This is a genomic window from Microbacterium sp. KUDC0406 (genome assembly GCF_021582875.1).
Classification (GTDB): Bacteria; Actinomycetota; Actinomycetes; order Actinomycetales; family Microbacteriaceae; genus Microbacterium.
In genome coordinates, this window is record NZ_CP091138.1 from 1,363,045 (window position 1) to 1,383,025 (window position 19,981).

17 protein-coding genes, 1 tRNA gene and 7 pseudogenes are annotated in these 19,981 nt (G+C 70.1%); 7 read left to right on the top strand and 18 right to left on the bottom strand.

Going from position 1 to position 19,981, the window contains the following annotated elements; all coding sequences use genetic code 11:
- Position 1 precedes the first annotated feature (1 nt).
- Positions 2 to 796 (bottom strand): CoA transferase subunit A, encoded by a 795-nt coding sequence (locus L2X99_RS06875; protein ID WP_236135792.1) that lies wholly within the window; start codon positions 794 to 796, stop codon positions 2 to 4.
- A gap of 106 nt (positions 797 to 902) precedes the next feature.
- Here L2X99_RS06875 and L2X99_RS06880 point away from each other — a divergent pair, with 106 nt between their 5' ends.
- A complete protein-coding gene (locus L2X99_RS06880; protein WP_236126885.1) occupies positions 903 to 1,697 on the top strand; it encodes an IclR family transcriptional regulator in 795 nt (264 codons plus the stop codon).
- On the opposite strand, the gene L2X99_RS06885 is transcribed toward L2X99_RS06880, so the two are convergent.
- The 9 genes and pseudogenes from L2X99_RS06885 to L2X99_RS06925 all read right to left on the bottom strand — a co-directional run bounded on the left by L2X99_RS06885 (position 1,698) and on the right by L2X99_RS06925 (position 10,208).
- On the bottom strand, positions 1,698 to 2,537 hold the full coding sequence (locus L2X99_RS06885) for an alpha/beta fold hydrolase (RefSeq protein ID WP_236124461.1): 840 nt from the start codon (positions 2,535 to 2,537) through the stop codon (positions 1,698 to 1,700).
- Positions 2,538 to 2,586: 49 nt separating this feature from the next.
- Positions 2,587 to 3,338: pseudogene (locus tag L2X99_RS06890) on the bottom strand (3-hydroxybutyrate dehydrogenase).
- Positions 3,335 to 4,018 (bottom strand): TetR/AcrR family transcriptional regulator, encoded by a 684-nt coding sequence (locus tag L2X99_RS06895; protein ID WP_236135793.1) that lies wholly within the window; start codon positions 4,016 to 4,018, stop codon positions 3,335 to 3,337. The pseudogene L2X99_RS06890 and the gene L2X99_RS06895 overlap by 4 nt, the downstream one beginning before the upstream one ends.
- A complete protein-coding gene (locus L2X99_RS06900; protein WP_236124460.1) occupies positions 4,002 to 5,552 on the bottom strand; it encodes a class I adenylate-forming enzyme family protein in 1,551 nt (516 codons plus the stop codon). The genes L2X99_RS06895 and L2X99_RS06900 overlap by 17 nt, the downstream gene beginning before the upstream one ends.
- Positions 5,549 to 6,658: a branched-chain amino acid ABC transporter permease gene (locus L2X99_RS06905; RefSeq protein WP_236124459.1), complete on the bottom strand. Its 1,110-nt coding sequence runs from the start codon at positions 6,656 to 6,658 to the stop codon at positions 5,549 to 5,551. The genes L2X99_RS06900 and L2X99_RS06905 overlap by 4 nt, the downstream gene beginning before the upstream one ends.
- Complete coding sequence (locus tag L2X99_RS06910; protein WP_236124458.1) at positions 6,655 to 7,530, bottom strand: branched-chain amino acid ABC transporter permease; 876 nt, start codon at positions 7,528 to 7,530, stop codon at positions 6,655 to 6,657. Before L2X99_RS06910 ends, L2X99_RS06905 begins: the two co-directional genes overlap by 4 nt.
- A complete protein-coding gene (locus tag L2X99_RS06915; RefSeq protein WP_236124457.1) occupies positions 7,527 to 8,234 on the bottom strand; it encodes an ABC transporter ATP-binding protein in 708 nt (235 codons plus the stop codon). The genes L2X99_RS06910 and L2X99_RS06915 overlap by 4 nt, the downstream gene beginning before the upstream one ends.
- Positions 8,231 to 9,009: pseudogene (locus tag L2X99_RS06920) on the bottom strand (ABC transporter ATP-binding protein). The gene L2X99_RS06915 and the pseudogene L2X99_RS06920 overlap by 4 nt, the downstream one beginning before the upstream one ends.
- 19 nt (positions 9,010 to 9,028) lie before the next feature.
- A pseudogene (locus L2X99_RS06925) lies at positions 9,029 to 10,208 on the bottom strand (substrate-binding domain-containing protein).
- Between the two features lie 129 nt (positions 10,209 to 10,337).
- On the opposite strand from L2X99_RS06925, the gene L2X99_RS06930 reads away from it, so the two are divergent.
- The 3 genes and pseudogenes from L2X99_RS06930 to L2X99_RS06940 all read left to right on the top strand — a co-directional run bounded on the left by L2X99_RS06930 (position 10,338) and on the right by L2X99_RS06940 (position 12,482).
- Positions 10,338 to 10,775 carry a MarR family winged helix-turn-helix transcriptional regulator gene (locus tag L2X99_RS06930; RefSeq protein ID WP_236135794.1) on the top strand — a complete coding sequence of 146 codons (438 nt, stop codon included), beginning with the start codon at positions 10,338 to 10,340 and terminating at the stop codon, positions 10,773 to 10,775.
- A pseudogene (locus L2X99_RS06935) lies at positions 10,772 to 11,994 on the top strand (MFS transporter). The gene L2X99_RS06930 and the pseudogene L2X99_RS06935 overlap by 4 nt, the downstream one beginning before the upstream one ends.
- Before the next feature lie 35 nt (positions 11,995 to 12,029).
- Entirely contained in the window at positions 12,030 to 12,482 is a 453-nt protein-coding gene (locus L2X99_RS06940) for a YbaK/EbsC family protein (protein ID WP_329608141.1), read from the top strand.
- A 35-nt stretch (positions 12,483 to 12,517) separates the two neighbouring features.
- Here L2X99_RS06940 and L2X99_RS06945 read toward each other — a convergent pair whose 3' ends face one another.
- Positions 12,518 to 13,012, bottom strand: a complete 495-nt coding sequence (locus L2X99_RS06945) for a hypothetical protein (RefSeq protein WP_236135795.1) — start codon at positions 13,010 to 13,012, stop codon at positions 12,518 to 12,520.
- Between the two features lie 345 nt (positions 13,013 to 13,357).
- Positions 13,358 to 13,430: transfer RNA gene (locus L2X99_RS06950), tRNA-Lys, on the bottom strand.
- 176 nt (positions 13,431 to 13,606) lie between these two features.
- Here L2X99_RS06950 and L2X99_RS06955 point away from each other — a divergent pair.
- Together L2X99_RS06955 and L2X99_RS06960 are read left to right on the top strand one after the other, a co-directional pair.
- A complete protein-coding gene (locus L2X99_RS06955; RefSeq protein ID WP_236126884.1) occupies positions 13,607 to 14,362 on the top strand; it encodes an inositol monophosphatase family protein in 756 nt (251 codons plus the stop codon).
- A 47-nt stretch (positions 14,363 to 14,409) separates the two neighbouring features.
- A complete protein-coding gene (locus tag L2X99_RS06960) occupies positions 14,410 to 14,979 on the top strand; it encodes a hypothetical protein (RefSeq protein ID WP_236124450.1) in 570 nt (189 codons plus the stop codon).
- Between the two features lie 71 nt (positions 14,980 to 15,050).
- On the opposite strand, the gene L2X99_RS06965 is transcribed toward L2X99_RS06960, so the two are convergent.
- Positions 15,051 to 15,245, bottom strand: coding sequence for a hypothetical protein (locus tag L2X99_RS06965; RefSeq protein ID WP_236124449.1), 195 nt, complete (start codon positions 15,243 to 15,245; stop codon positions 15,051 to 15,053).
- Between the two features lie 112 nt (positions 15,246 to 15,357).
- Between L2X99_RS06965 and L2X99_RS06970 the strand changes: the two genes are divergently transcribed.
- A complete protein-coding gene (locus tag L2X99_RS06970) occupies positions 15,358 to 15,963 on the top strand; it encodes a TetR/AcrR family transcriptional regulator (protein ID WP_236124448.1) in 606 nt (201 codons plus the stop codon).
- Here L2X99_RS06970 and L2X99_RS06975 read toward each other — a convergent pair.
- The 5 genes and pseudogenes from L2X99_RS06975 to L2X99_RS06995 all read right to left on the bottom strand — a co-directional run bounded on the left by L2X99_RS06975 (position 15,950) and on the right by L2X99_RS06995 (position 19,980).
- On the bottom strand, positions 15,950 to 16,732 hold the full coding sequence (locus L2X99_RS06975; RefSeq protein WP_236124447.1) for an enoyl-CoA hydratase/isomerase family protein: 783 nt from the start codon (positions 16,730 to 16,732) through the stop codon (positions 15,950 to 15,952). The two genes, L2X99_RS06970 and L2X99_RS06975, sit on opposite strands and share 14 nt — an antisense overlap.
- The gene (paaI, locus tag L2X99_RS06980) at positions 16,729 to 17,166 is read right to left on the bottom strand and encodes a hydroxyphenylacetyl-CoA thioesterase PaaI (protein WP_236124446.1); all 438 of its coding nucleotides are present in this window, start codon (positions 17,164 to 17,166) and stop codon (positions 16,729 to 16,731) included. Before paaI ends, L2X99_RS06975 begins: the two co-directional genes overlap by 4 nt.
- Positions 17,160 to 17,981, bottom strand: a pseudogene (locus tag L2X99_RS06985) (3-hydroxyacyl-CoA dehydrogenase family protein); the annotation flags it as partial. The gene paaI and the pseudogene L2X99_RS06985, both read right to left, overlap by 7 nt.
- A gap of 87 nt (positions 17,982 to 18,068) precedes the next feature.
- A pseudogene (locus L2X99_RS06990) lies at positions 18,069 to 18,817 on the bottom strand (enoyl-CoA hydratase/isomerase family protein).
- Positions 18,814 to 19,980: pseudogene (locus L2X99_RS06995) on the bottom strand (thiolase family protein). The pseudogenes L2X99_RS06990 and L2X99_RS06995 overlap by 4 nt, the downstream one beginning before the upstream one ends.
- Between the last annotated feature and the right edge of the window lies 1 nt (position 19,981).

The window sequence follows — 19,981 nt, forward strand, 5'->3', positions numbered from 1 at the left end:
GTCAGACTCCTGTCTGGGTTCCTGAGCCAGTCGAAGGGCGGACGGTGCGCCGTTCGATGCGCTTCTCGATGCCGGTGCCGACCTCGACGATGCGGTGGACGTAGATGCCGGGCAGATGGATGCTGTCCGGCTCGAGCTCGCCCGGCTCGACCAGCTCCTCGACCTGCGCGATGCAGATGCGGCCGGCCTGCGCGGCGAGCGGGTTGAAGTTGCGGGCGGCCTTGTTGAAGACGAGGTTGCCGTGCCGGTCGCCGCGCCAGGCGTGCACGAGCGCGAAGTCGGTGACGATGGACTCCTCCAGCACATAGGCGCGCGGTGAGCCGGTGACGGCGAAGCTGCGCACCTCCTTCACCGGCGATTCCACGGCGACGCCGCCCTGCCCGTCGTAGCGGCGCGGCAGACCGCCCTCGGCGACCTGCGTGCCGACGCCGGTCTGGGTGAAGAACGCCGCGATGCCGGCGCCGCCGGCCCGCAGCTTCTCGGCGAGGGTGCCCTGCGGAGTGAGCTCGAGTTCCAGCTCGCCCGAGAGGAACTGCCGCTCGAACTCCTTGTTCTCGCCGACGTACGACGAGGTCATCTTGCGGATGCGCTGCGCGCCGAGCAGGATGCCGAGCCCCCAGTCGTCCACGCCGCAGTTGTTGCTGACGATGCTGAGGTCGGCCGTGCCCTGCGCGTGCAGAGCCTCGATGAGCTTCATCGGGTTGCCGGACAGGCCGAATCCGCCGACCGCCAGTGAGGCTCCGTCGGGGATGTCGGCGACCGCCTCGGCAGCCGATGCCCATTGCTTGTCGATCACGCGTCACTCCTTCGTGATGGGGTACTCCTCCAGCATCCGCCTCCGTCGGAGGCTGCGGCAAACGGATGCTTGCGATGTGGTCGTCACGACGACTAGCGTCCACATTATGGAACCTTCCTCGGTGGCCAGGCGCACCGTCCCGGGCGCGCAGGCGATCGCGCGCGCCTCGCGTCTGCTGCGACTGGTGACCGCGGCGTCCGACGGCGCCTCGCTGCAGACGCTCGCGCGCGACGCCGACCTCAGCAGATCGACGGCGCACCGCCTGCTCACCGCGCTGCAGGTGGAGGGCCTCGTCGATCAGGATCGTGGCACCGCCCTCTGGATGCCCGGTCCGGAGCTGTATCTCATGGGAACCATCGCCGCTGCACGCTACGACGTCACCGAACTCGCTCGCGACATCGTGCGGTCGCTGGCTGTGAAGACCGAGGAGAGCGCGTTCCTCTCAGTGCGGCGAGCCGACGAGACGGTCTGCCTGCTGCGTGAGGAGGGATCGTTTCCGATCCGGTCCTTCGTGCTGAGCGAGGGGGTGCGCTTCCCGCTGGGCGTGGCAAGCGCAGGACTCGCCATCCTCTCCTTCCTCCCCGACCACGATGTGGATGCATACCTCGACCGGCATCCGGAGCTGCCGGAGCGATGGGGACGCACGCATGCCTCGCATCCGCTGCGCGCTCGACTGTCCGAGACCAAGGCGCGCGGCTACTCCGTCAATCCCGGGCTCATCGTCGAGGGTTCCTGGGGCATGGGCGCAGCGGTGTTCGATCGCGACGGACGTCCCGAATGGGCGCTCAGCCTGACCGGTGTCGAATTCCGGTTCGGATCGGATCGACTCCCCCAGCTGGGCCGCACGCTGCTCGCGCACGCCCACCAGCTCTCCTCGCGGATCGCCGGCTCGCGACGCTGATCACCCGCGCGGCAGATGCGGCGCCAGTGCCTCCGCACCACGCGCGCTCATCACGACCGTGTAGTGGTTGAGATCGTCGAGTCCGACGTGGCGCACCTGCGGGAACGCCTCCAGCAGGCGCCGCTGGTGCGCCGGCGGGTAAAGCCCAGGCGACTCGTTCTGCAGCCCGCGCGGCACGGTGAGCAACAGCGTCGGCTTCGAGAGCGCGGCGAGCGCCTCCGGCAGCGCGGTTCCCGTGTTCATGTCGAGCGTGTCGTCCACCGTCGTGCGGTAGCTCGTCGCAGGACGGTAGGCGTCACCGTCTGGCACCAGATCGTAGGCGATGTAGGCCTCCAGCTCCGCGCTCCAGTCCTCGGCGAATGCCGGGTGCGGGCGCCAGAACTCCTCGGTGTACTCCGTCACGCCCGACCAGCGCCGGGAGAGCCGCTCGGCTGTCGGCCCGAGGATCAGCTGCACCAGGACCTCGGGCTCGACGCCCGCAGGTACGTCGAGCGGCAGACCGCCGTCGATCAGCAGCAGCTCGGTGACCCGCTCCGGATGCCGGTGCGCGAGCACGACGGCGACGAAGGCGCCCATGGAGTGCCCGATGACCGGCAGCCCGTCGACGCCGAGGTCGTCGAGCACTGCGACGAGGTCGTCGGCGTGCGCGCTCATGCCCGCCGGCCCCTCCACGTCGTTGCTGGCTCCGCGGCCGCGGAGATCGGGGGCGATCACGCGGATGCCGGGGAGCTGCTCGACCACGAACGGCCAGGCCAGGTGCGACGAGGTCACGCCATGGATCACCAGGACGGATGCAGCGGCAGCCGCCCCGACCGGATCCCAGATCCCGACGCGCAGCATGCCCCCGAGACGGGAACGTCGGTCGTGCGATAGGTGTGCGACGTCGTCATCAGCGCGCGCTCCATCCACCGTCCATGGTGTACGAGGCGCCGGTGACCATGCCGGAGCGCTCGGACGCGAGCCATCCGGCCAGCGATCCGACCTCGGCGGGGTCGACCAGCCGCTTGATCGCGCTCTCGGTGAGCATGACCTTCTCGACGACCTCGCTCTCGGGGATGCCGTGCACCTTCGCCTGATCGGCGATCTGCTTCTCGACCAGCGGCGTGCGCACGTAGCCGGGGTCGATGCAGTTGCTGGTGACGCCGTGCGGTCCGCCCTCGAGAGCGGTCACCTTGGACAGTCCCTCCAGACCGTGCTTGGCCGCGACGTAGGCGGATTTGAACGCGCTGGCGCGCAGCCCGTGCACGCTCGAGACGTTGATCACGCGACCCCAGCCCCGCTCGTACATTCCCGGCAGCACTGACCGGATCAGCAGGAAGGGCGCCTCCAGCATGATGCGCTGGATCAGCCGGAACGCTGCCGGGTCGAACTCCTCGATCGGTGCGACGCGCTGGATCCCGGCGTTGTTCACCAGGATGTCGGTGTCGAGCCGCAGCGTCTCCAGCGCCTCGGTACGTGAGAGGTCGACGGCCCAGGCCTCTCCCCGATCTCGTCCGCGGCCGCCGCGGCGGCCTCGGCGTTGAGGTCCGCGATGACGACGTGCGCACCCCGCGAGGCGAACTCCCGCGCGCAGGCGAGACCGATCCCGCTCGCGCCGCCGGTGACGACGGCGCGTCGCCCGGCCAGATCCTGCTCGGTCATCTGCTCTCCCCCTTCGCCGCTGCGGCCGTGTCGGGTCGCAGCGCCCTGTTGATGAATCCGCTCATCGCGTCCAGCACGGACGGATCGATGACGACCGGCGGACGACCCGCCGCGTCGCGCTCCCAGAGCAGGTAGCGCATGCCGATCAGCTCGCCGGCGCCCATCAGTGCCCACGCGACGACCTCGGTGTCGAGCTCCCCGGCGATCTCGCCCTGCCGCTGCGCGGCGGCGAGGCCGTCGCGATAGCCCTCGACGATCCGCTCGTAGTGCAGCCGCAGCACCTCCGGCGACACGAACTCGGCCTCGCGCACCACCCGGTACAGCGCCGGATGCTCGGCGGTGAAGCGGAAGAACCCCTCGAAACCGCGACGCTCGGCCTCGATGCGGTCTGACGCCCCCTCCATCGCCTCGGACATCGAGTGCCGCACGCGCCGGTTCAGGTCGACGACCAGCGCCTCGAAGATCGTCTGCTTGCTGTCGAAGTACAGGTAGAACGTGCCGAGAGCGACACCGGCGTGCTCGGTGATCTTCACGATCGAGGCCTCGTGATAGCCGTGCTCGGCGAACACCGCCTCAGCGGCCTCGAGCAGCCGGCCGCGCGTGGCCTCGCCGCGCTTGGTCAGCGGGCGGCCGGTCGCGGGCGAGACCGGGGTCTCCGGGGCGTCAGCGGATGCGCTCATGGGCGTCGTCCTCTCTCAACTGCTGTGCCATCGCCCGCAGACGCGGGCGGGCGATCTTCTCGATCGTGGACCGCGGGAGATCCTCGACGAATGCGACGCGCACCGGGAGCTTGAAGGCGGCCAGCCGTTCCCGTGCGAACGAGAGCAGTTCGTCGGCCGAGAGCGGACCGCCGGCGACGATGAAGGCGACGCCACGCTCGCCCCACACCTGATCGGGCACGCCGACGACGGCGCACTCCCGCACGAGCGGATGCGCGCGCAGGATTCGCTCCACCTCGGCCGGCGCGACGTTCTCGCCCCCGGAGACGTAGATGTCCTTCAGCCTGTCGATCACGGTGTGCGCACCGTGCTCGTCGCGATGCACGAGGTCGCCGGTGCGCAGCCAGCCGTCCGCGATGGCGCGGGCCGTGGCATCCGGGTCGTCGAGGTAGCCGGAGAAGATGCTCGGACCACGCACCTGCAGCTCGCCGGCCCCAGGACCCTCGATCTCCAGCCCGCTGTCGGGGTCGACCAGGCGCACCCCGACGGACGGATACGCCCGGCCGACCGCGCCCCGGTGCCGCGCGGCGTCCGCCGCATCACGGTAGAGCACGTTCGGGCCGGCCTCGGTGAGCCCGTAGCCCTGGGTGAGCGGCACTCCCCTGGCCGCCCAGTCCTCGGCGAGCTCAGCGGGCATGGTCGCCCCGCCCACCACGACCCGTCGCAGCGAGGAAAGATCGGCATCCGCCCAGCGCGGGCTGTCGCACAGCATCCGGTACTGGGTGGGCACGCCCATCATCGTGGTGACCCCGCGCTCGGCGATCAGTTGCAGCACACGGCCGGGATCGAAGGAGCGCTCCAGCACGACGGTGGCGCCGGTCCACCAGGCCAGCAGTGGCTGCACGTTCCACGCCGCGACGTGATACTGCGGCAGGATCGACAGCACGACGTCATCGGCTGCCATCGGCATCGCCTGACCGAGCGCGAGGTTGTTCCAGAAGCAGTTCTCGTGGCTGAGTACGACGCCCTTCGGCGCCGCCTCGCTGCCCGAGGTGAAGATCACCAGCAGCGGGTCGTCGTCGCGCACCGCACGCGCCAACGCGGGGTGCGGCGGTGCGGGCACCGCCGCCTCCACACCGGTCGCGCCGAGCCCCGCAACCCGAGGCGCCTCAGCGTCGAGGTGCCGCACCGCAGCGGCGGCGAGCGCCGCATGCTCATCATCGATCAGCAGCAGCGCAGGCCTCGCCCGCTGGATCAGCTCTCCCAGCTCGATCGGCGTGAGCCGCCAGGACAGGGGCACGAACGCCATCCCGGTCATCGCACAGGCGAAGAACGCCACGACATGATCGGCGGAGTTCCCCGAGACCGTCGCGACGCGCAGCTCAGGGCCGTAACCGGCATCCGTCCAGCGGCGCGCGAGACGCTCGGCGCGGGCGGCCAGCTCCCGGTAGCTGGTCGTGACGCCCCGGTCGTCGATCGCGATCCGCTCCGGTGTCGCCGATGCGCGGTCATGCAGCCAGCGGCCGACGGTGTGCACTCCGTCCGCGGCGCTCATCGAGCGACCTCCGCCGGTTCCGCACCGAACGAGTCCGAGGACTCCAGGGCACTCAGCCCTGCAGCATCAGCCGTTCCGCCGCGGCGGCGACGCCAGCCGTCCACCGTGCCGGCGATCCCGCCGGGAAGGAACATCACGACGAGGATGAACAGCACGCCGAGCAGGAACAGCGGCTCGGACAGCGGCACGCGCAGCACATCGGGCAGCTGCTGGATCGCGTCGGCTCTGGCGAGCACGGTGAGACGCTGATCGAGGATGGTGTACAGCACGCCACCAACGATCGCACCCCAGCGGAATCCCACGCCACCGAGAACCACCATCACCAGCACGGTGATCGTGAGGTCGGCCCCGACGGCGCTGGGCTGCGTGCCGGACTGCAGCAGCAGGTAGGCGATGCCGGCGAGACCCGCGCACGCGCCCGCGATGACGAAGACGATGAGCTTGGCGCGTCCGGGCCGAAGCCCGAGCACGCGCACGCGCAGCTCGTTCTCGCGCGCCGCGGCGGCGAGGTGGCCGAGCCGGGAGCGATCGACCCAGAGCACGATCAGGTAGACGAGGACGACCACGACCAGCGAGGCCCAGTACAGGTTGCGGGTGTTCACGACGCCGACGAGGAAGTCGGGCACGTTCTTCGTCTCGAGCGCGAGGCCCTCCTCGCCGCCGGTGAGCGCCTGATTGCGGCGCACGAGGACGGAGCCGGCCTGGGCGAATGCGAGGGTGACCATCGCGAACGGAATGCCGTCGACCCGCATCGCGATCGCGCCGGTGATGAGCGCGATCACCATGCCGCCGATCAGAGCGGCGAACACGCCGGGAACGAGCGGCAGGTCGATCGCCTTCAGCAGGATTCCCAGGCCGTAGGCGCCCGCGCCGAAGTACAGCGCGTGCCCGAACGAGAGCATGCCGGCCGTGCCCAGCAGCAGGTTGTACGACAGTGCGAGCGCGGCGAACACCATGCACAGGGACAGCAGCGCGAGCGTTCCGGGCGTGTAGGTGGGGCCGGGCAGGATGCCGGGCAGCTGCAGGTTCAGCAGCGGCAGCACCGCGAGCAGAACCACGAACGCGGCGCCGATCACGATCGGGAGGAAGCGGGTGAAGCGGGTCATGCCGTCCTCCCCATCAGGCCGCGCGGGCGCACCAGAAGCACGACCGCCAACAGCACCACGACGATGAAGTCCCCGGTGCCGCCCAGGTAGGTGTTCGCGACCTGCTGCAGCACGGCGACGAGCACGGATGCCACGGCCGCGCCGGCCAGTGAGCCCAGGCCGCCGACCACGGTGACGATGAAGGCGAAGATCAGCAGAGTGGAGCCCAGATGCGCCGAGACGTAGGTGAGAGCGTGCATCGCCAGGACACCGCCGATGCCCGCCGCCGCTCCGCCGATCGCGAAGACCAGGGTGAACGAGCGGCGCACGTCGATGCCGAGGGCCGTGACCATCGACCGGTTCTCCACGCCGGCGCGGATGATGAGTCCGTACCGCGTCTTCTTCAGGAACAGCACGAGTCCGGCGAGCACCAGGGCCGCGGCGATGATGAGCACCCAGTACTTGTTCGGGATGCTCGCGCCGAGGATCGAGGTGGTCCGGCCGAGCCACGCCGGTCCCTTGACGTTGACGGGATCCGTGCCCCAGATTCCCTCGAACAGCGCCACGGCCGCGAAGGAGAGCCCGACCGTCACGAGCACCTGCTCGATGTGCCGCTCGTACAGCGGCCGGATCAGCGCGAGCTCGGTGAGGGCGGCGAAGACCGCGCCGACGACACCGCCGACGAGGATCGACAGCAGAAACGACCACCATGAGTCGGAGCCGAGCGCCTGGGCGACAGCCCAGCCGACGAACGCGCTCAGGGTGAGGAACGCGCCGTGCGCGAAGTTCAGCACGTGCATGAGGCCGTAGATCAGACTCAGGCCGCTGGCAACGAGGAAGTACAGGGCGCCGAGGCCGACGCCGATCACCAGGGTGAGGATGAGGGTGCTCATGCTGCCTCCGCGCTGACGCCGAGCAGGCGGCGGGTGAGGTCGGCGTCGTCCAGCACCTCGGATGCCGGACCGGTGTGCACGACGCGTCCGCCGGCGATCACGACCGCACCGGACGCCAGGCGCCGCACGACGTCGAGGTTCTGCTCCACGAGCAGGATCGGCACGGTCTTCGCCGCCTCGGCGAGTGCGTCGGCGACCTCGGTGACGATCTTGGGCGCGAGCCCCTTCGTGGGCTCGTCCACGAGCAGCAGTCGATTGTCGTTGAGCAGCGCCCGAGCCACCGAGACCATCTGCTGCTGGCCTCCGGAGAGTGTGCCGGCGCGCTGGTCGCGCCGGGCGACGAGGTCGGGGAACAGGTCGGCGACGAACGCGCGACGCGGCGACGACTGCCGTTCGGCGAGGGCGAGGTTCTCCGCGACCGTGAGCGCGGAGAACACCTCGCGGTCCTCGGGCACGTAGCCCACGCCGCGCCGCACGATGCGGTGCGTCGGCAGTCCGTCGATGCGCTCGCCGTCCAGGAGCACCTCACCGCGTCGGTGGATGAGGCCGAGAACGGCCCGGAGCGTGGAGGTCTTGCCCACTCCGTTGCGGCCGAGCACCGCGGTGATGCCAGTGGCCGGGACCTCGAAGCTGACGTCCTCGACGACCTGCTGACCGGCGATCGACGCCTGCAGCCCCGTGACCTGGAGGATCGGCGCACTCACGCTGCGGTCCCCAGGTAGGCGCTCTGCACAGTGGGGTTCTCCATGACGCGTTGCGGGGTGTCCAGCGCGATGATCGTGCCGAAGTACATCACCGCGACGAGATCGACGAGACCCATCAGCACGTCGATGTGGTGCTCGACCATCAGCACCGTGCATCCGGTGTCGCGATGCAGGGCACGGATGTTCTCGACCAGCCCCGCGACGTCCCCGGACGCGACTCCTGCCATCGGCTCGTCGAGCAGCACCAGTCGGGATCTCATGGCCAGAAGCACGGCGATCTCGAGCTTGCGTTTGTCGCCGTGACTGATGTCGCCCGCATAGGAGGTGCTGCGGTGCTCGAGGCCGACCGCCTGCAGCAGTTCGAGCGCGCTGTGCGTCTCTGCATCCGACTTCCGCGGGAAGCGGAACAGCGAGTAGCTGCCGCCACCGGTGGCCTGCACGGCCAGGCGCACGTTCTCGAGCACGGTGAGCCTGGGGAACAGACTGGACGTCTGGAAGGTCCTGCCCAGCCCCGCCCGCGCCCGCTGCGGCACCGGCATCCGGGTGATGTCGTCGCCGTCGAGAAGGATGCGGCCGGATGTCGGAGACAGCACGCCCGAGATCGCGTTGAACAACGTGGTCTTCCCGGCCCCGTTGGGGCCGATCACGCCGACGAGCGATCCGGGGCGATGTCGAGTGCGACATCGTCGAGGATGGTGGCTCCGCCGATGCGGAGGCCGAGTCCTTCGACGCGCAGGGCGGCACCTGCGAGCGGGGGCGGGGCGGGCAGTGTCATGTCGTGCGTCGTCCTCGGGTCAGGGGGCCACGTCGGCGCCGGGCACGGTCTTGACGAGCTCGGGCACGAAGGACCCGTCCTTCGCGACCAGCTTGGCCTGGTACATGTCCTGGATCAGCGCGTGGTCATCGGCACGGACGGTGTTGCCGCCCTTCGGACCGTCGAACTCGAAGCCCTCCAGTGCCTTGACCATCTTGTCGACGTCGCCGTCGCCCTCCTTGACGGCCTGCACGAGCATGATCGCCGCGTTGAAGCCGTCGGGGCTGAAGAGGTCGGGCGTTCCGCCGGCCTCCTCGATCGCCTTCACCATCGCGGTGTTGACGTCGTTGTCGGGCGCGCCGGGGAAGTAGTGGTTCAGGAAGCTGATCTTCTCGGATGCCTCGCCGTAGGCGCCGAACGTCGGCGAATCGCCGAGTCCGGTGACCACGGGGATGTCGTCCAGGACGCCCTGCTGGCTCATCGCCTGCCACATCGCACCGGAGGTCGCGCCGGCCCAGGCGACGAACACCAGGTCGGGCTCGGCGGTGAGCACCTGCTGCGCGAAGGGCGTGAACTCGGTGACGTCCTCCGCGACGAGCACGGGCTCGACCGTCGCGCCCTTGCCACCGAGGATGCTCTGCACGGCGGCGACGTTGCCCTGCCCGAACGCGTTGTTCTGGGCGAAGACCACGACCTTCTTTCCGTTCAGGTCGTCGAGGAACGTTCCGGCGGTCGCGACGTCCTGTGCGGACTGGCGGCCGGAGCGGAACGTGTACCCGTTGATGCCGGTGATGGCATCTGCCGCAGCGGGCCCCGAGATGAACAGCACCTTGTTCTGCGCCGCCTGCTCGGCGACCGCGAGTGCGACTCCGGACGAGGCGCTGCCGAGCAGGATGTTCACGCCGTCGCCGATGACCTCCTTGGCAGCCGTCACCGGCGGTGTCGGGGTCACCGGTGTCGTCACGGTACTCGATCACGATCTTGGTGCCGTCGACCTCGCCTGTGCCGTCCGTGGCGTAGTCGAGACCGGCCTTGAAGGCGTCGAGGTACTGCTTTCCGTAGCCCGCGAGCGGACCGCTCTCGCTGGTGATCACGGCAGCGCGGACCTCTGTGGGGCCGTCACCTCCGGTCTCAGCACCGGGCTGCGGCGCGCACGCCGACATCACGAGGGCGGCGCTGGCGAGCACCGATCCCAGGAGCAACTTCTTCGTAACCCGCATGGGGACGCCTTTCAACGGTGGAAGGTCGAGATACCTGAAAGGTGATTCAGGTCATTGGAATGCTAAGCCGTATGGCATCCACGGTCAAGCCGGCAGAAACTACATACCAGTTGATATATACTTGTTGGTATGGATCGTGACGAGATCATCCCCTCGATGGTGCTGTCGGCGCACGCCCTGGCCCGCATAGCGGCTCAGGACGCCCGCAACGACGCCCCCTCCGCCCAGTGGCGGGTGCTCAGCCTGCTGGAGGACTCCCCCGCGCAGCGGGTCGGAGCGCTGGCAGTCGCGGCGCGCACGACGCAGCCGGGCATGACCAGGCTGATCGGGGATCTCGAGCGCGCCGGCCTCGTCACCCGCGCCCCCGACCCGGAGGACTCCCGGGCGACGCTGGTGGCCATCACCGACGAGGGGCGGCGCACCGCACGCGAGTGGCGCGCGGAGTTCCGCGCCACGCTCGCGCCCCGGTTCGCCGGCCTGAGCGACGAGGACTGGGAGGTCCTCTCCAGGGCGGCGCAGATCCTGCATGACCACAGCAATGAACAGCGGACAGGAGACGCAGAATGAGCACGACGACAGGATCGGTCTGGAGACAGCCCGCGCAGGTGTGGGCGGTGGCGTTCGCCTGTGTCGTGGCGTTCATGGGCATCGGTCTGGTCGACCCGATCCTGCCGGCGATCGCCGAGTCCCTGGAGGCGACCCCCGTCGAGACCGAGCTGCTGTTCACCAGCTACCTGCTCGTGACCGGACTCGCGATGCTCATCACCAGCTGGGTGTCCAGCCGCATCGGCGCCAAGGCCACGCTGCTCACCGGCCTCGGGCTCATCGTGGTGTTCGCACTGCTCTGCGCCACGAGCGGCAGCGTCGAGGCCGTGATCGGCTTCCGCGCCGGCTGGGGTCTCGGCAATGCGCTGTTCATCTCCACCGCGCTCGCGACCATCGTCGGCGCGGCGTCCGGAGGCAGCGCGGCGGCAATCGTGCTCTACGAGGCCGCCCTCGGCCTCGGCATCGCCGTCGGCCCGCTGCTGGGCGGACTGCTCGGCGAGGTAAGCTGGCGCGGCCCGTTCTTCGGGGTCGTCGTGCTGATGGCCATCGGATTCATCGCCGTGCTCACCCTGGTGCGCGGCAAGGGCGAGAAGCGCGAGCCCGTGCCCTTCTCCGCGCCGTTCACCGCCCTGGGACGTCCGGCGCTGGCCATCCTGGCCGTCGCAGCGCTGTTCTACAACATCGGCTTCTTCGTGCTGCTGGCGTTCTCACCGTTCCCGCTCGGATTCGGCGCAATGGGCATCGGCTTCACCTTCTTCGGGTGGGGCGTGGCGCTCGCGGTCACCAGTGTCTGGGTGGCACCGGTCCTGATGCGCCGGATGCGCCGCACCACGATCATCCTCACCGTGCTGCCGCTGCTGGCGATCGATCTCATCGTCGCCGGGCTGCTCGTGGCCGACCCGGCCTCGCTCGTGGTGTGCATCATCGTCGGCGGCCTGCTGCTCGGCATCATGAACACCGTGCTCACCGAGGCGGTCATGGAGGCGACCGATCTGCCCCGCTCCGTGGCATCCTCGTCGTACTCGGCCGTGCGATTCCTCGGCGGTGCAGCCGCCCCGCCCCTGGCGGCCCTGCTGTGGCACCACTACAACGCGACGGTGCCGTACCTTTCGCCGCGGGGTCGGTGCTCGTCGCCGCCCTGACGGTGCTGCTCGGTCGCAGGGTGCTCGCACACATCGACGACGAGGGTGAGGGCGCCGGCGAGGACGCGGAGGCTATCCTCGTGGGAGATGCGGCCTGAGCCGCACTTCCCCGACCCGAGGACAGGACCACCTCATGACCGCAGAGCAGGCCCTCCCCGAGCGCAGCCGCATCGTGGCCGAGCACCTGGCCGCGGCCGGCGTCGACACCCGCGTCGTCGTGCTGCCGGATTCCGCCCGCACAGCGGCAGAGGCCGCACGGGCGGTGGGCTGCCCGGTCGGCGCGATTGCGAACAGCCTGGTGCTCACGGCCGACGGCGACCCGGTGCTGGTGATGACCAGCGGCGCCCACCGCGTCGACTTCACGGCCCTGAGTGCCGCCCTCGGTGCCGCCGAGGTCGCCATGGCGCCGGCAGCGATCGTGCGCGAGGTCACCGGCCAGGCGATCGGCGGCGTCGCCCCGGTGGGCACCCGGAGCCGCTGCGCACGTACATCGACGAGGACCTGCGGCAGCACGCGCAGATCTGGGCGGCGGCGGGCACACCGCACGCGGTCATGCCTCTCACCTACGAGCAGTTGCGCACCCTGACTGGTGGGACACCGGTCAGGGTGGCCTGAGAGGCATCACTCGACCATCAGGTCGTCGATCTCCAGGTCGTCGTCGAGCAGGCAATAGACCGTCGTGTCGGGAAAGTTGTCCGTGGCCACGTAGAGCAGCGTGATGCCGCCGTCGCCGAACACCACCACGCCGTCCAGAGTGATGTCGTCGGCGAGATCCGTCAGCAGATCATCGAGGTCGGACTCGTCGTCCTCGGCCGCGGCCTCAGCCAGCGCCCGGACGACGTCGCGTTCGATACCGTCCAGCAGCTCCTCCCCCAGCCGCGCGAGAGCGTGCTCTGCGGTGGCCTGCATCTCATCGAGGTCCGGCAGGTTCTCCGGGTCCAGGCCACCGCCGTCGTCGTCCTCGTCGTCGTCATCAAGGTCGTCGTCCTCGCCCTCGTCGAGGTCGAAGTCGTCATCGAAGTCGTACTGCACCGTGACCCGACGCCCACCGGGAAGCTCGGCGATCGCCGTGAGCGCGCCGTCCTCGTCGGTGTCGATCTCCTCGAGCTCGATCATGGGAGCCTCCTCGTGAAGGCCATGATCCCACCACGATGCGCGGGACGGAAGAGCCGGGTGGGTGAACCTCGCCGACGCCGTCCTCCCTGCGCTGGCAGGACCATCCGGAACACCGGTGGGGCCGGCCACGCGAGACACCGGTCGAGGAGCAGGACGAGGACCGCGACGCACTCCATGCGGCGTGGAGTCGGATCGCCACGACGATCATAGAACCGCAGCGCAGGCCGAACGGTGAGATCGCGGTGCTGCGTCTCAACGATGCCGGGGCGCCTCTGAGAGGCGCCCCGGGGCTTGCAGAAAGCGAAAAAGCCCCGAGGACTGGCGAGAGTCCTCGAGGCTGATCCGTGCACCCCCTGGGACTTGAACCCAGAACCCACTGATTAAGAGTCAGTTGCTCTGCCGATTGAGCTAGAGGTGCTTGCTGCCGTCTCCGGCACCGAGGAATTACGTTACCAGCCACGGCGGTCGCGCACAAAATCCCGCCGAGTCGCCCGGGCGCGTCGCACCCGACCGACGCACAGAGTTCGCCCATTATCCTGAGACCGTGACCTCTTCCCCGCGGACAGCCTCCTCGACGACGACCTTGAACTCGCCCTGCGCCTCGCAGACGCCGCGGATGCACAGTCGCTGCCGCGGTTCGACGCGGCCGATCTCGAGGTGTCGGTGAAGGCCGACCGCTCCCACGTCACGGACGCGGATCTCGCCACCGAACGCGCGATCCGCGATGTGCTCGCCGCCGAGCGACCGGAGGACGGCATTCTCGGCGAGGAGTTCGGCACCGGCGGCGACACGCACCGTCAGTGGATCATCGACCCGATCGACGGCACCGCGAACTTCCTGCGCGGCGTGCCGCTGTCGGGCACCATGATCTCCCTCGCGATCGACGGCGCGCCCCGACTGGGTGTCGTCAGCATGCCGGCCCTGGGACGCCGCTGGTGGGGTGTCGTCGGTCGGGGCGCATGGACCAACGGTGACGGCGGCTACCGCCCGATACGGGTGTCGGAGGTCGCCTCCCTCGACGAGGCGAGCGTGAGCTTCCAGAGCATCACCCAGTGGGTGGATGCCGGGCACCTCCCGCAGCTGCTCGCGCTGGCCGAGCGCGTCTGGCGCGACCGCGCATACGGCGACGTGTACAGCTACATGCTGCTCGCCGAGGGGCGCCTCGAGATGGTCGCCGAGTTCGACGTCAAGGAGTACGACATCGCCGCGGCGGTGGCGATCGTCCGTGCCGCCGGGGGCCGGTTCAGCGCGTTCGACGGATCCGACTCGATCACCGACCGCTCCGCCCTCGCCACCAACGGGATGCTGCACGACGCGATCCTCGAACTCACTCGCAGCGCTGCGAACTGACCCACCTCGGTGATGCCCGCGCACACCGACCGAACCGACAAGAGACGATGACCCCCCGCATCCCCGTCGCCGCCATCGGCATCCTGGCCCTCGCCCTCGCGATCACCGCCTGCGCGCCGTCCCCCGAGCCCGCACCGACGAAGACGACGGCCGAGAAGCCGCCCGTCGAGGCCCCACCGGCGACAGCCGCGGCCGAGGATCCGGATCCCGCGCCCGCCGAGGGCGCCGACCCGACCTGCGACACCATCATCTCCGAGGGCACCGTCGAGGCCCTGAAGGAGCAGGGCTGGTCGGCGGAGGCCTCCGAGTTCCGCGTGGGTGAGCTCGTGCTCGACGGCGGCCTCATGTGCAGCTGGGCCGACTACTCGACGGCCTCGGATCACGGGCAGCAGTACGGCTGGGCGCCCGTCGACGCGAAGACCGCGTCCGATCTGCAGGCGACCCTGCTGTCCGAGGGCTGGCAGCGGGTCGAGGGCGAGGACGGCGTCATCACCGAGGACCCGAGGTACGCGTTCGCGACCGACGACGAGGGCTACGGGGTGACCTACCAGTTCGGCGACGGCTGGGTGGAGATCGCCGACACCAAGCAGGGGCTGCTCCTCATCGACTGGAAGTGAGCGACCCGGCTCTCCCCGCACATGAGAGCGCGCGACGGCCGCCGGGCCGTCGCGCGCTCTGCGTCAGTGGCTCAGCTGTCCTGCGACCAGTTGTTCGAACGACGCGTGGCGGAGCCCCGCTGACGCATCAGGAAGGCCAGGGCGAGGCTGATGATCAGGATGCCGGCGATGAAGACGACGCCCTGGAAGGCCTCGAGACCGAACGAGATCCCGAGCAGGTAGATTCCGCCGAGGAACATGATGATGAAGGCGATGAATTCGGCCATGACGGTCCTCTCGGATTCGGGCAGTGTCCCTCCAGCTTAGCGCCGACGTCCCGCTACGTTTGATCCAGGATGCTGACGCGCCGACGCGTGCGCACGGAGAAGGGGGTCCGCGATGACGGCACCGCAGACGGCACGCCGCGGACGACCCGGCTACAGCCGGGAGGAGGTGCTGCGGATCGCCGTCGCACTGTTCAACGAGCAGGGCTATGACGCGACCTCGGTCTCGGATCTCGCCGCGCGTCTGGGACTGACGAAGTCGGCGCTGTACCACCACTTCGACTCGAAGGCACAGCTGCTCGAGCTCGCGCTGGACAGCGCTCTGGGCGGCCTCGAGGGCGCCATGGACGTGGCGATGGAGCGCAGCACCGTCGCCGAGCAGCTCGACGAGGGCATCCGCGGCGCCGTGCGCGTGCTCACCGCGCAGCAGCCGCAGGTGACCCTCCTCCTGCGTCTGCGCGGCAACAGCCCGGTGGAGGTCGCCGCGCTGCAGCGCCGTCGGGCGTTCGACCAGCGTGTGTCCTCGCTCGTGCGGAGGGCCCAGCGCGAAGGACTGCTGCGCGACGACATCGGCGCGGGGACGATCACGCGGCTGATCTTCGGGATGATCAACTCGATCGTCGAGTGGTACCGGCCCGACGGTGCGATCGACCCGCAGGGGCTGGCCGACGACGTGCTCGCCGTCGCGATCGACGGGCTGCGCCGGCCTACCGCCCGGTGAACACCGGCGGACGCCGGGCGAGGAACGCCTCGACGGCGTCGCGGTGGTCCTGGGCGGCTCCACTGCGCGCCTGAGACACCGCTTCCGCTTCCAGCGCCGACTCGAGCGCGTCGACATCCAGCAGCAGCCGCTTGCTCTCGGCGTACGCGGTGGTCGGCCCCTGAGCGATGAGCCCGGCGATCTCCCGCGCCCGCGCACGCGGATCGTCGGCGATCTCACCGGTGATCCCCCATGACACGGCCTCCTGCGGCCCGAACATCCGCGGCAGCAGGATCAGTTCGCGGGCGCGGGCGTCTCCCACCGAGCGCGGGAGCGTGTAGGAGAGCCCGGTGTCGAACGTCAGCCCGATGCCGGTGAAGGCGGTGCCGAGCTTCGCGCCAGGACCGAACACACGCAGGTCGCCGGCCAGCGCCAGTCCGAGCCCGGCCCCGACACAGGCGCCGTCGACCGCGACGATCACCGGCTTCGGCATCGTCATCACGGAGCGGACCACAGGTGAGTAGTGCTCACGCACCGTGCTGATCGCCGACGCCGCGCCTCCGCCGCCCGCCAGCTGTGTCGCATGCTCGGCGAGGTCCTGCCCCACGCAGAACGCCGGGCCGTTCGCATCGAGCACGACCGCGCGGACCGCGGAGTCGGCGGCCGCCTCCGAGACGGCGGCGACCAGCGCCGTCTTCAGCACGATGTTCAGCGCGTTGCGCGCTTCGGGGCGATTCAGCGTGATGACGGCGACCGCGCCGTCGCGCTCGAGCAGAACCGGATCGGTCATGAGTCCTCCAGGACGGGACGGCCGAGGGAGCGGCTGCGTCCTCGGAACACGGCGACGACCTCCTCGTCGCGACGCACCACCACATCGTAGACACCGGAGCGCCCGCGCAGCACGAGCTCGCGAGCCTCGGCGACGAGGCGATCGCCGAGTGCGGCCGGAGCGAGGAAGTCCACCTCGAACCCGGCTGCGACCGTGACGGTGCCGTGGCTGTTGCAGGCGAAGGCGAACGCGCTGTCCGCGAGCGCTGAGATGAGCCCCCCGTGGCAGATGCCGTGGCCGTTCACCATGTCGTCGCGCACGGTCATGGTCAGTGTCGCCGTGCCGGGCGTCACCCGTACGATGCTCATCCCGAGGGCCATGCTCGCAGCATCCGTCGCCCACATCCGCGCGGCGCACGCCTCTGCGAGCCACTGGGGGTCCGCGTCGCTCACCATTCGTAGAATCCCCTGCCGCTCTTGCGTCCCAGGTCACCGGCTGCGACCTTGTCGCGCAGCACCTGAGGCGGCGCGAACCGGGACCCGAGTTCGCGCTCCAGATGCTCGGCGATCGCGAGCCGAACGTCCAGGCCGACGATGTCGGTCGTCCGCAGCGGACCCACCGGGTGCCGGTACCCGAGCGTCATCGCGGTGTCGATGTCGGCCGCGTCGGCGACACCCTCCTCGAGCATCCGCATCGCCTCGAGAGCGAGCGCGACGCCCAGCCGGCTGCTCGCGAATCCGGGTGAGTCCTGCACGGTGATCGCCGTCCTGCCGAGGCCCGCCACCCAGGCGCGAGCCTGCTCGACGAGCCGCGCCGAGGTACGCGGTCCGACCACGATCTCCACGAGGTCGCTCATCGGAACGGGATTGAAGAAGTGCAGGCCGATGAGACGGGACGGGTCCGGCACCGCATCGGCCAGTGCGTCGATCGACAGCGAGCTGGTGTTGGTCGCCATCGCCGCCGACGGGGCGATCCGAGCGATCCGCGCGAGCACCTCGCTCTTGAGCTGGGCGACCTCGGGCACTGCTTCGACGACCAGCGCGCAGTCGTGCAGCGCTGACCCGTCGGTCACGACGAGGCTGGTGCCCAGGATCGCTGTGCCCTTCTCCGACGCCCTGGCAAGGCTCGCAGCGATCCGGTCGCGGGCCGCGGCAGCGGCATCCTCGCCGTTCTCGACGACCGTGACGGCGGCGCCGGCGGCCGCGAACGCGTGGGCGATCCCCGCCCCCATCCGCCCACCGCCGTAGACCCCGACGCGTGCCGGAACAGAGCACCGAGACCCCGCCGTGCCGTCGACACCCCTCCGCGGACGTCGGCACGGCGGGGTCTCGGCGGGAACGGGGTGTTTCGGCGGAATTCATGAGCGTCCCTTCTTCGTGCGGCGCTCCAGGAAGGCCGTCATCCGGTCGACCTTGTCCTGCGTCTCGAAGAGCACGGCCTGCGCGAGGTCGTCGATGATCGGGTGCGCCTCGCGCGGCGCGTGGAACGCCGCCTTCGTGAGACGCACCGCCAGCGGCGACTGCGCGGTGATCCGGTCCGCGAGCCGGTGACCGGCATCCTCCAGCTGGTCCGCGGGCACGACGTCACCGAGCAGGTGCATCTCGCTCGCCTCGCTCGCGGTGAGGATGCGCCCGGCCAGCAGGATCTCCTTCGCGAGGGGCTCGCCGATCAGCTCCTTGAGCCGCCACGACGCGCCCGCAGCGGCAAGGATGCCGAGTCCGGGCTCGGGATTGCCGATCCGGGCATCCGGCGTGCCGATGCGGAAGTCGCACGCGTAGGCGAGTTCTGCTCCCCGCCGAGCGCGTATCCGTCGATGAGCGCGATGGTCGGCATGGGCAGCCGCTGGATGCGGTCGAACAGCCCGGAGTTGATGCCGGCGAGAGCGTCGTCGCGGCGACGCTCCCTCAGCTCGGCGATGTCGGCGCCTGCGGCGAAGGTCCCGCCCGAGCCGATGATCAGCGCGATACGCGGCGCCCGCTCCAGCATCCTGCACGCGTCGTGCAGCGCATCGACAGTGGCGAGGTCGATCGCGTTGCGCATGGCAGGGCGATTCAGGCGCAGCACGACACGGTCGTCGTGCTCCTCGACCAGCACCGGCGCGCTCATGCGCGCTCCAGCAGGACCGCCGTGCCCTGACCGACGCCGACGCACATCGTGGCGAGACCGGCGGCTGAGGTCGTCGTGCTCCAGGCGATTCAGCAGCGTGATCACGATGCGGGTTCCGGAGCATCCGAGCGGATGTCCGAGGGCGATCGCCCCTCCCCAGGAGTTGACCCTCGTCTCGTCGAGCTCGAGACCGCGCATGCAGGCGATGGTCTGGGCGGCGAAGGCCTCGTTCAGCTCGATCGCTTCGAGGTCGGCGCCGTCCCAGCCTGCGCGGTCGAGTGCCCTGCGGGTCGCCGGGATCGGGCCGACCCCCATGATCTCCGGGGCAACGCCGGCGCTCGCCCCGGCCACGATGCGCGCCCGGGGCTGCAGGCCGTGCCGGTCGACGAAGCGCTCGCTGGCCACCACCACAGCTGCGGCGCCGTCGTTCAGCGCGCTGGAGTTGCCGGCCGTGATCAGGCCGCCCTCGCCGTGGATCGGGCGCAGAGCGGCGAGGCGCTCCGCACTGGTGTCGCGTCGCGGCCCCTCGTCCGCCGTCACGTCGCCGACGGCCACGAGCTCGGTCTCGAAGAAGCCGGCGTCCTGGGCGGCGATCGCACGCCGGTGCGAGCCGAGTGCGAAGTCGTCGAGCTCCGCCCTGGTCAGCCCGTACCGCTCGGCGACGCGCTCCGCCGTCTGCGGCATCGTGAGTGTGGTGTCGTCATCGAAGCGCGGATTCGTGAAGCGCCAGCCGATCGACGTGTCCCACGACCGGCCCGGCCGCCCCCACGCCTTCGCAGGCTTCTCGGTCACCCAGGGGGCGCGGGTCATCGACTCCACTCCCCCGGCGATCACGACATCGGCGTCGCCGGCGGCGATCATCTGACGAGCGGTCTGGATCGCGGTCATGCCCGAGGCGCAGAGCCGGTTCACGGTGAAGCCGGGCACGCTGGCCGGGAGTCCGGCGAGAAGTCCCGCCATCCGAGCGACGTTGCGGTTGTCCTCCCCGCCTGGTTGGCGGCACCGAAGACCACTTCGTCGACGTCGGCCGGGTCGATGACCGTGCGGTCGAGCAGCGTCCGGATGACCAGGGCGGCCAGGTCGTCTGGCCGCTCTGCGGCGAGCGCGCCGCCGTAGCGTCCGATCGGCGTCCGGATCGCGTCGAGGATGAAGGCGTCTGTCATG

Coding starts and splice junctions, on each gene's coding strand:
- L2X99_RS06975 (WP_236124447.1), bottom strand. CDS start 16,732: ATGACCGATCCGGTTCTGCTCGAGCGCGACGGCGCGGTCGCCGTCATC.
- L2X99_RS06965 (WP_236124449.1), bottom strand. CDS start 15,245: ATGGCCGAATTCATCGCCTTCATCATCATGTTCCTCGGCGGAATCTAC.
- L2X99_RS06895 (WP_236135793.1), bottom strand. CDS start 4,018: ATGAGCGCATCCGCTGACGCCCCGGAGACCCCGGTCTCGCCCGCGACC.
- L2X99_RS06905 (WP_236124459.1), bottom strand. CDS start 6,658: ATGACCCGCTTCACCCGCTTCCTCCCGATCGTGATCGGCGCCGCGTTC.
- L2X99_RS06945 (WP_236135795.1), bottom strand. CDS start 13,012: ATGATCGAGCTCGAGGAGATCGACACCGACGAGGACGGCGCGCTCACG.
- paaI (WP_236124446.1), bottom strand. CDS start 17,166: ATGGTGAGCGACGCGGACCCCCAGTGGCTCGCAGAGGCGTGCGCCGCG.
- L2X99_RS06910 (WP_236124458.1), bottom strand. CDS start 7,530: ATGAGCACCCTCATCCTCACCCTGGTGATCGGCGTCGGCCTCGGCGCC.
- L2X99_RS06900 (WP_236124460.1), bottom strand. CDS start 5,552: ATGAGCGCCGCGGACGGAGTGCACACCGTCGGCCGCTGGCTGCATGAC.
- L2X99_RS06960 (WP_236124450.1), top strand. CDS start 14,410: ATGACCCCCCGCATCCCCGTCGCCGCCATCGGCATCCTGGCCCTCGCC.
- L2X99_RS06880 (WP_236126885.1), top strand. CDS start 903: ATGGAACCTTCCTCGGTGGCCAGGCGCACCGTCCCGGGCGCGCAGGCG.
- L2X99_RS06930 (WP_236135794.1), top strand. CDS start 10,338: ATGGATCGTGACGAGATCATCCCCTCGATGGTGCTGTCGGCGCACGCC.
- L2X99_RS06940 (WP_329608141.1), top strand. CDS start 12,030: ATGACCGCAGAGCAGGCCCTCCCCGAGCGCAGCCGCATCGTGGCCGAG.
- L2X99_RS06970 (WP_236124448.1), top strand. CDS start 15,358: ATGACGGCACCGCAGACGGCACGCCGCGGACGACCCGGCTACAGCCGG.
- L2X99_RS06885 (WP_236124461.1), bottom strand. CDS start 2,537: ATGCTGCGCGTCGGGATCTGGGATCCGGTCGGGGCGGCTGCCGCTGCA.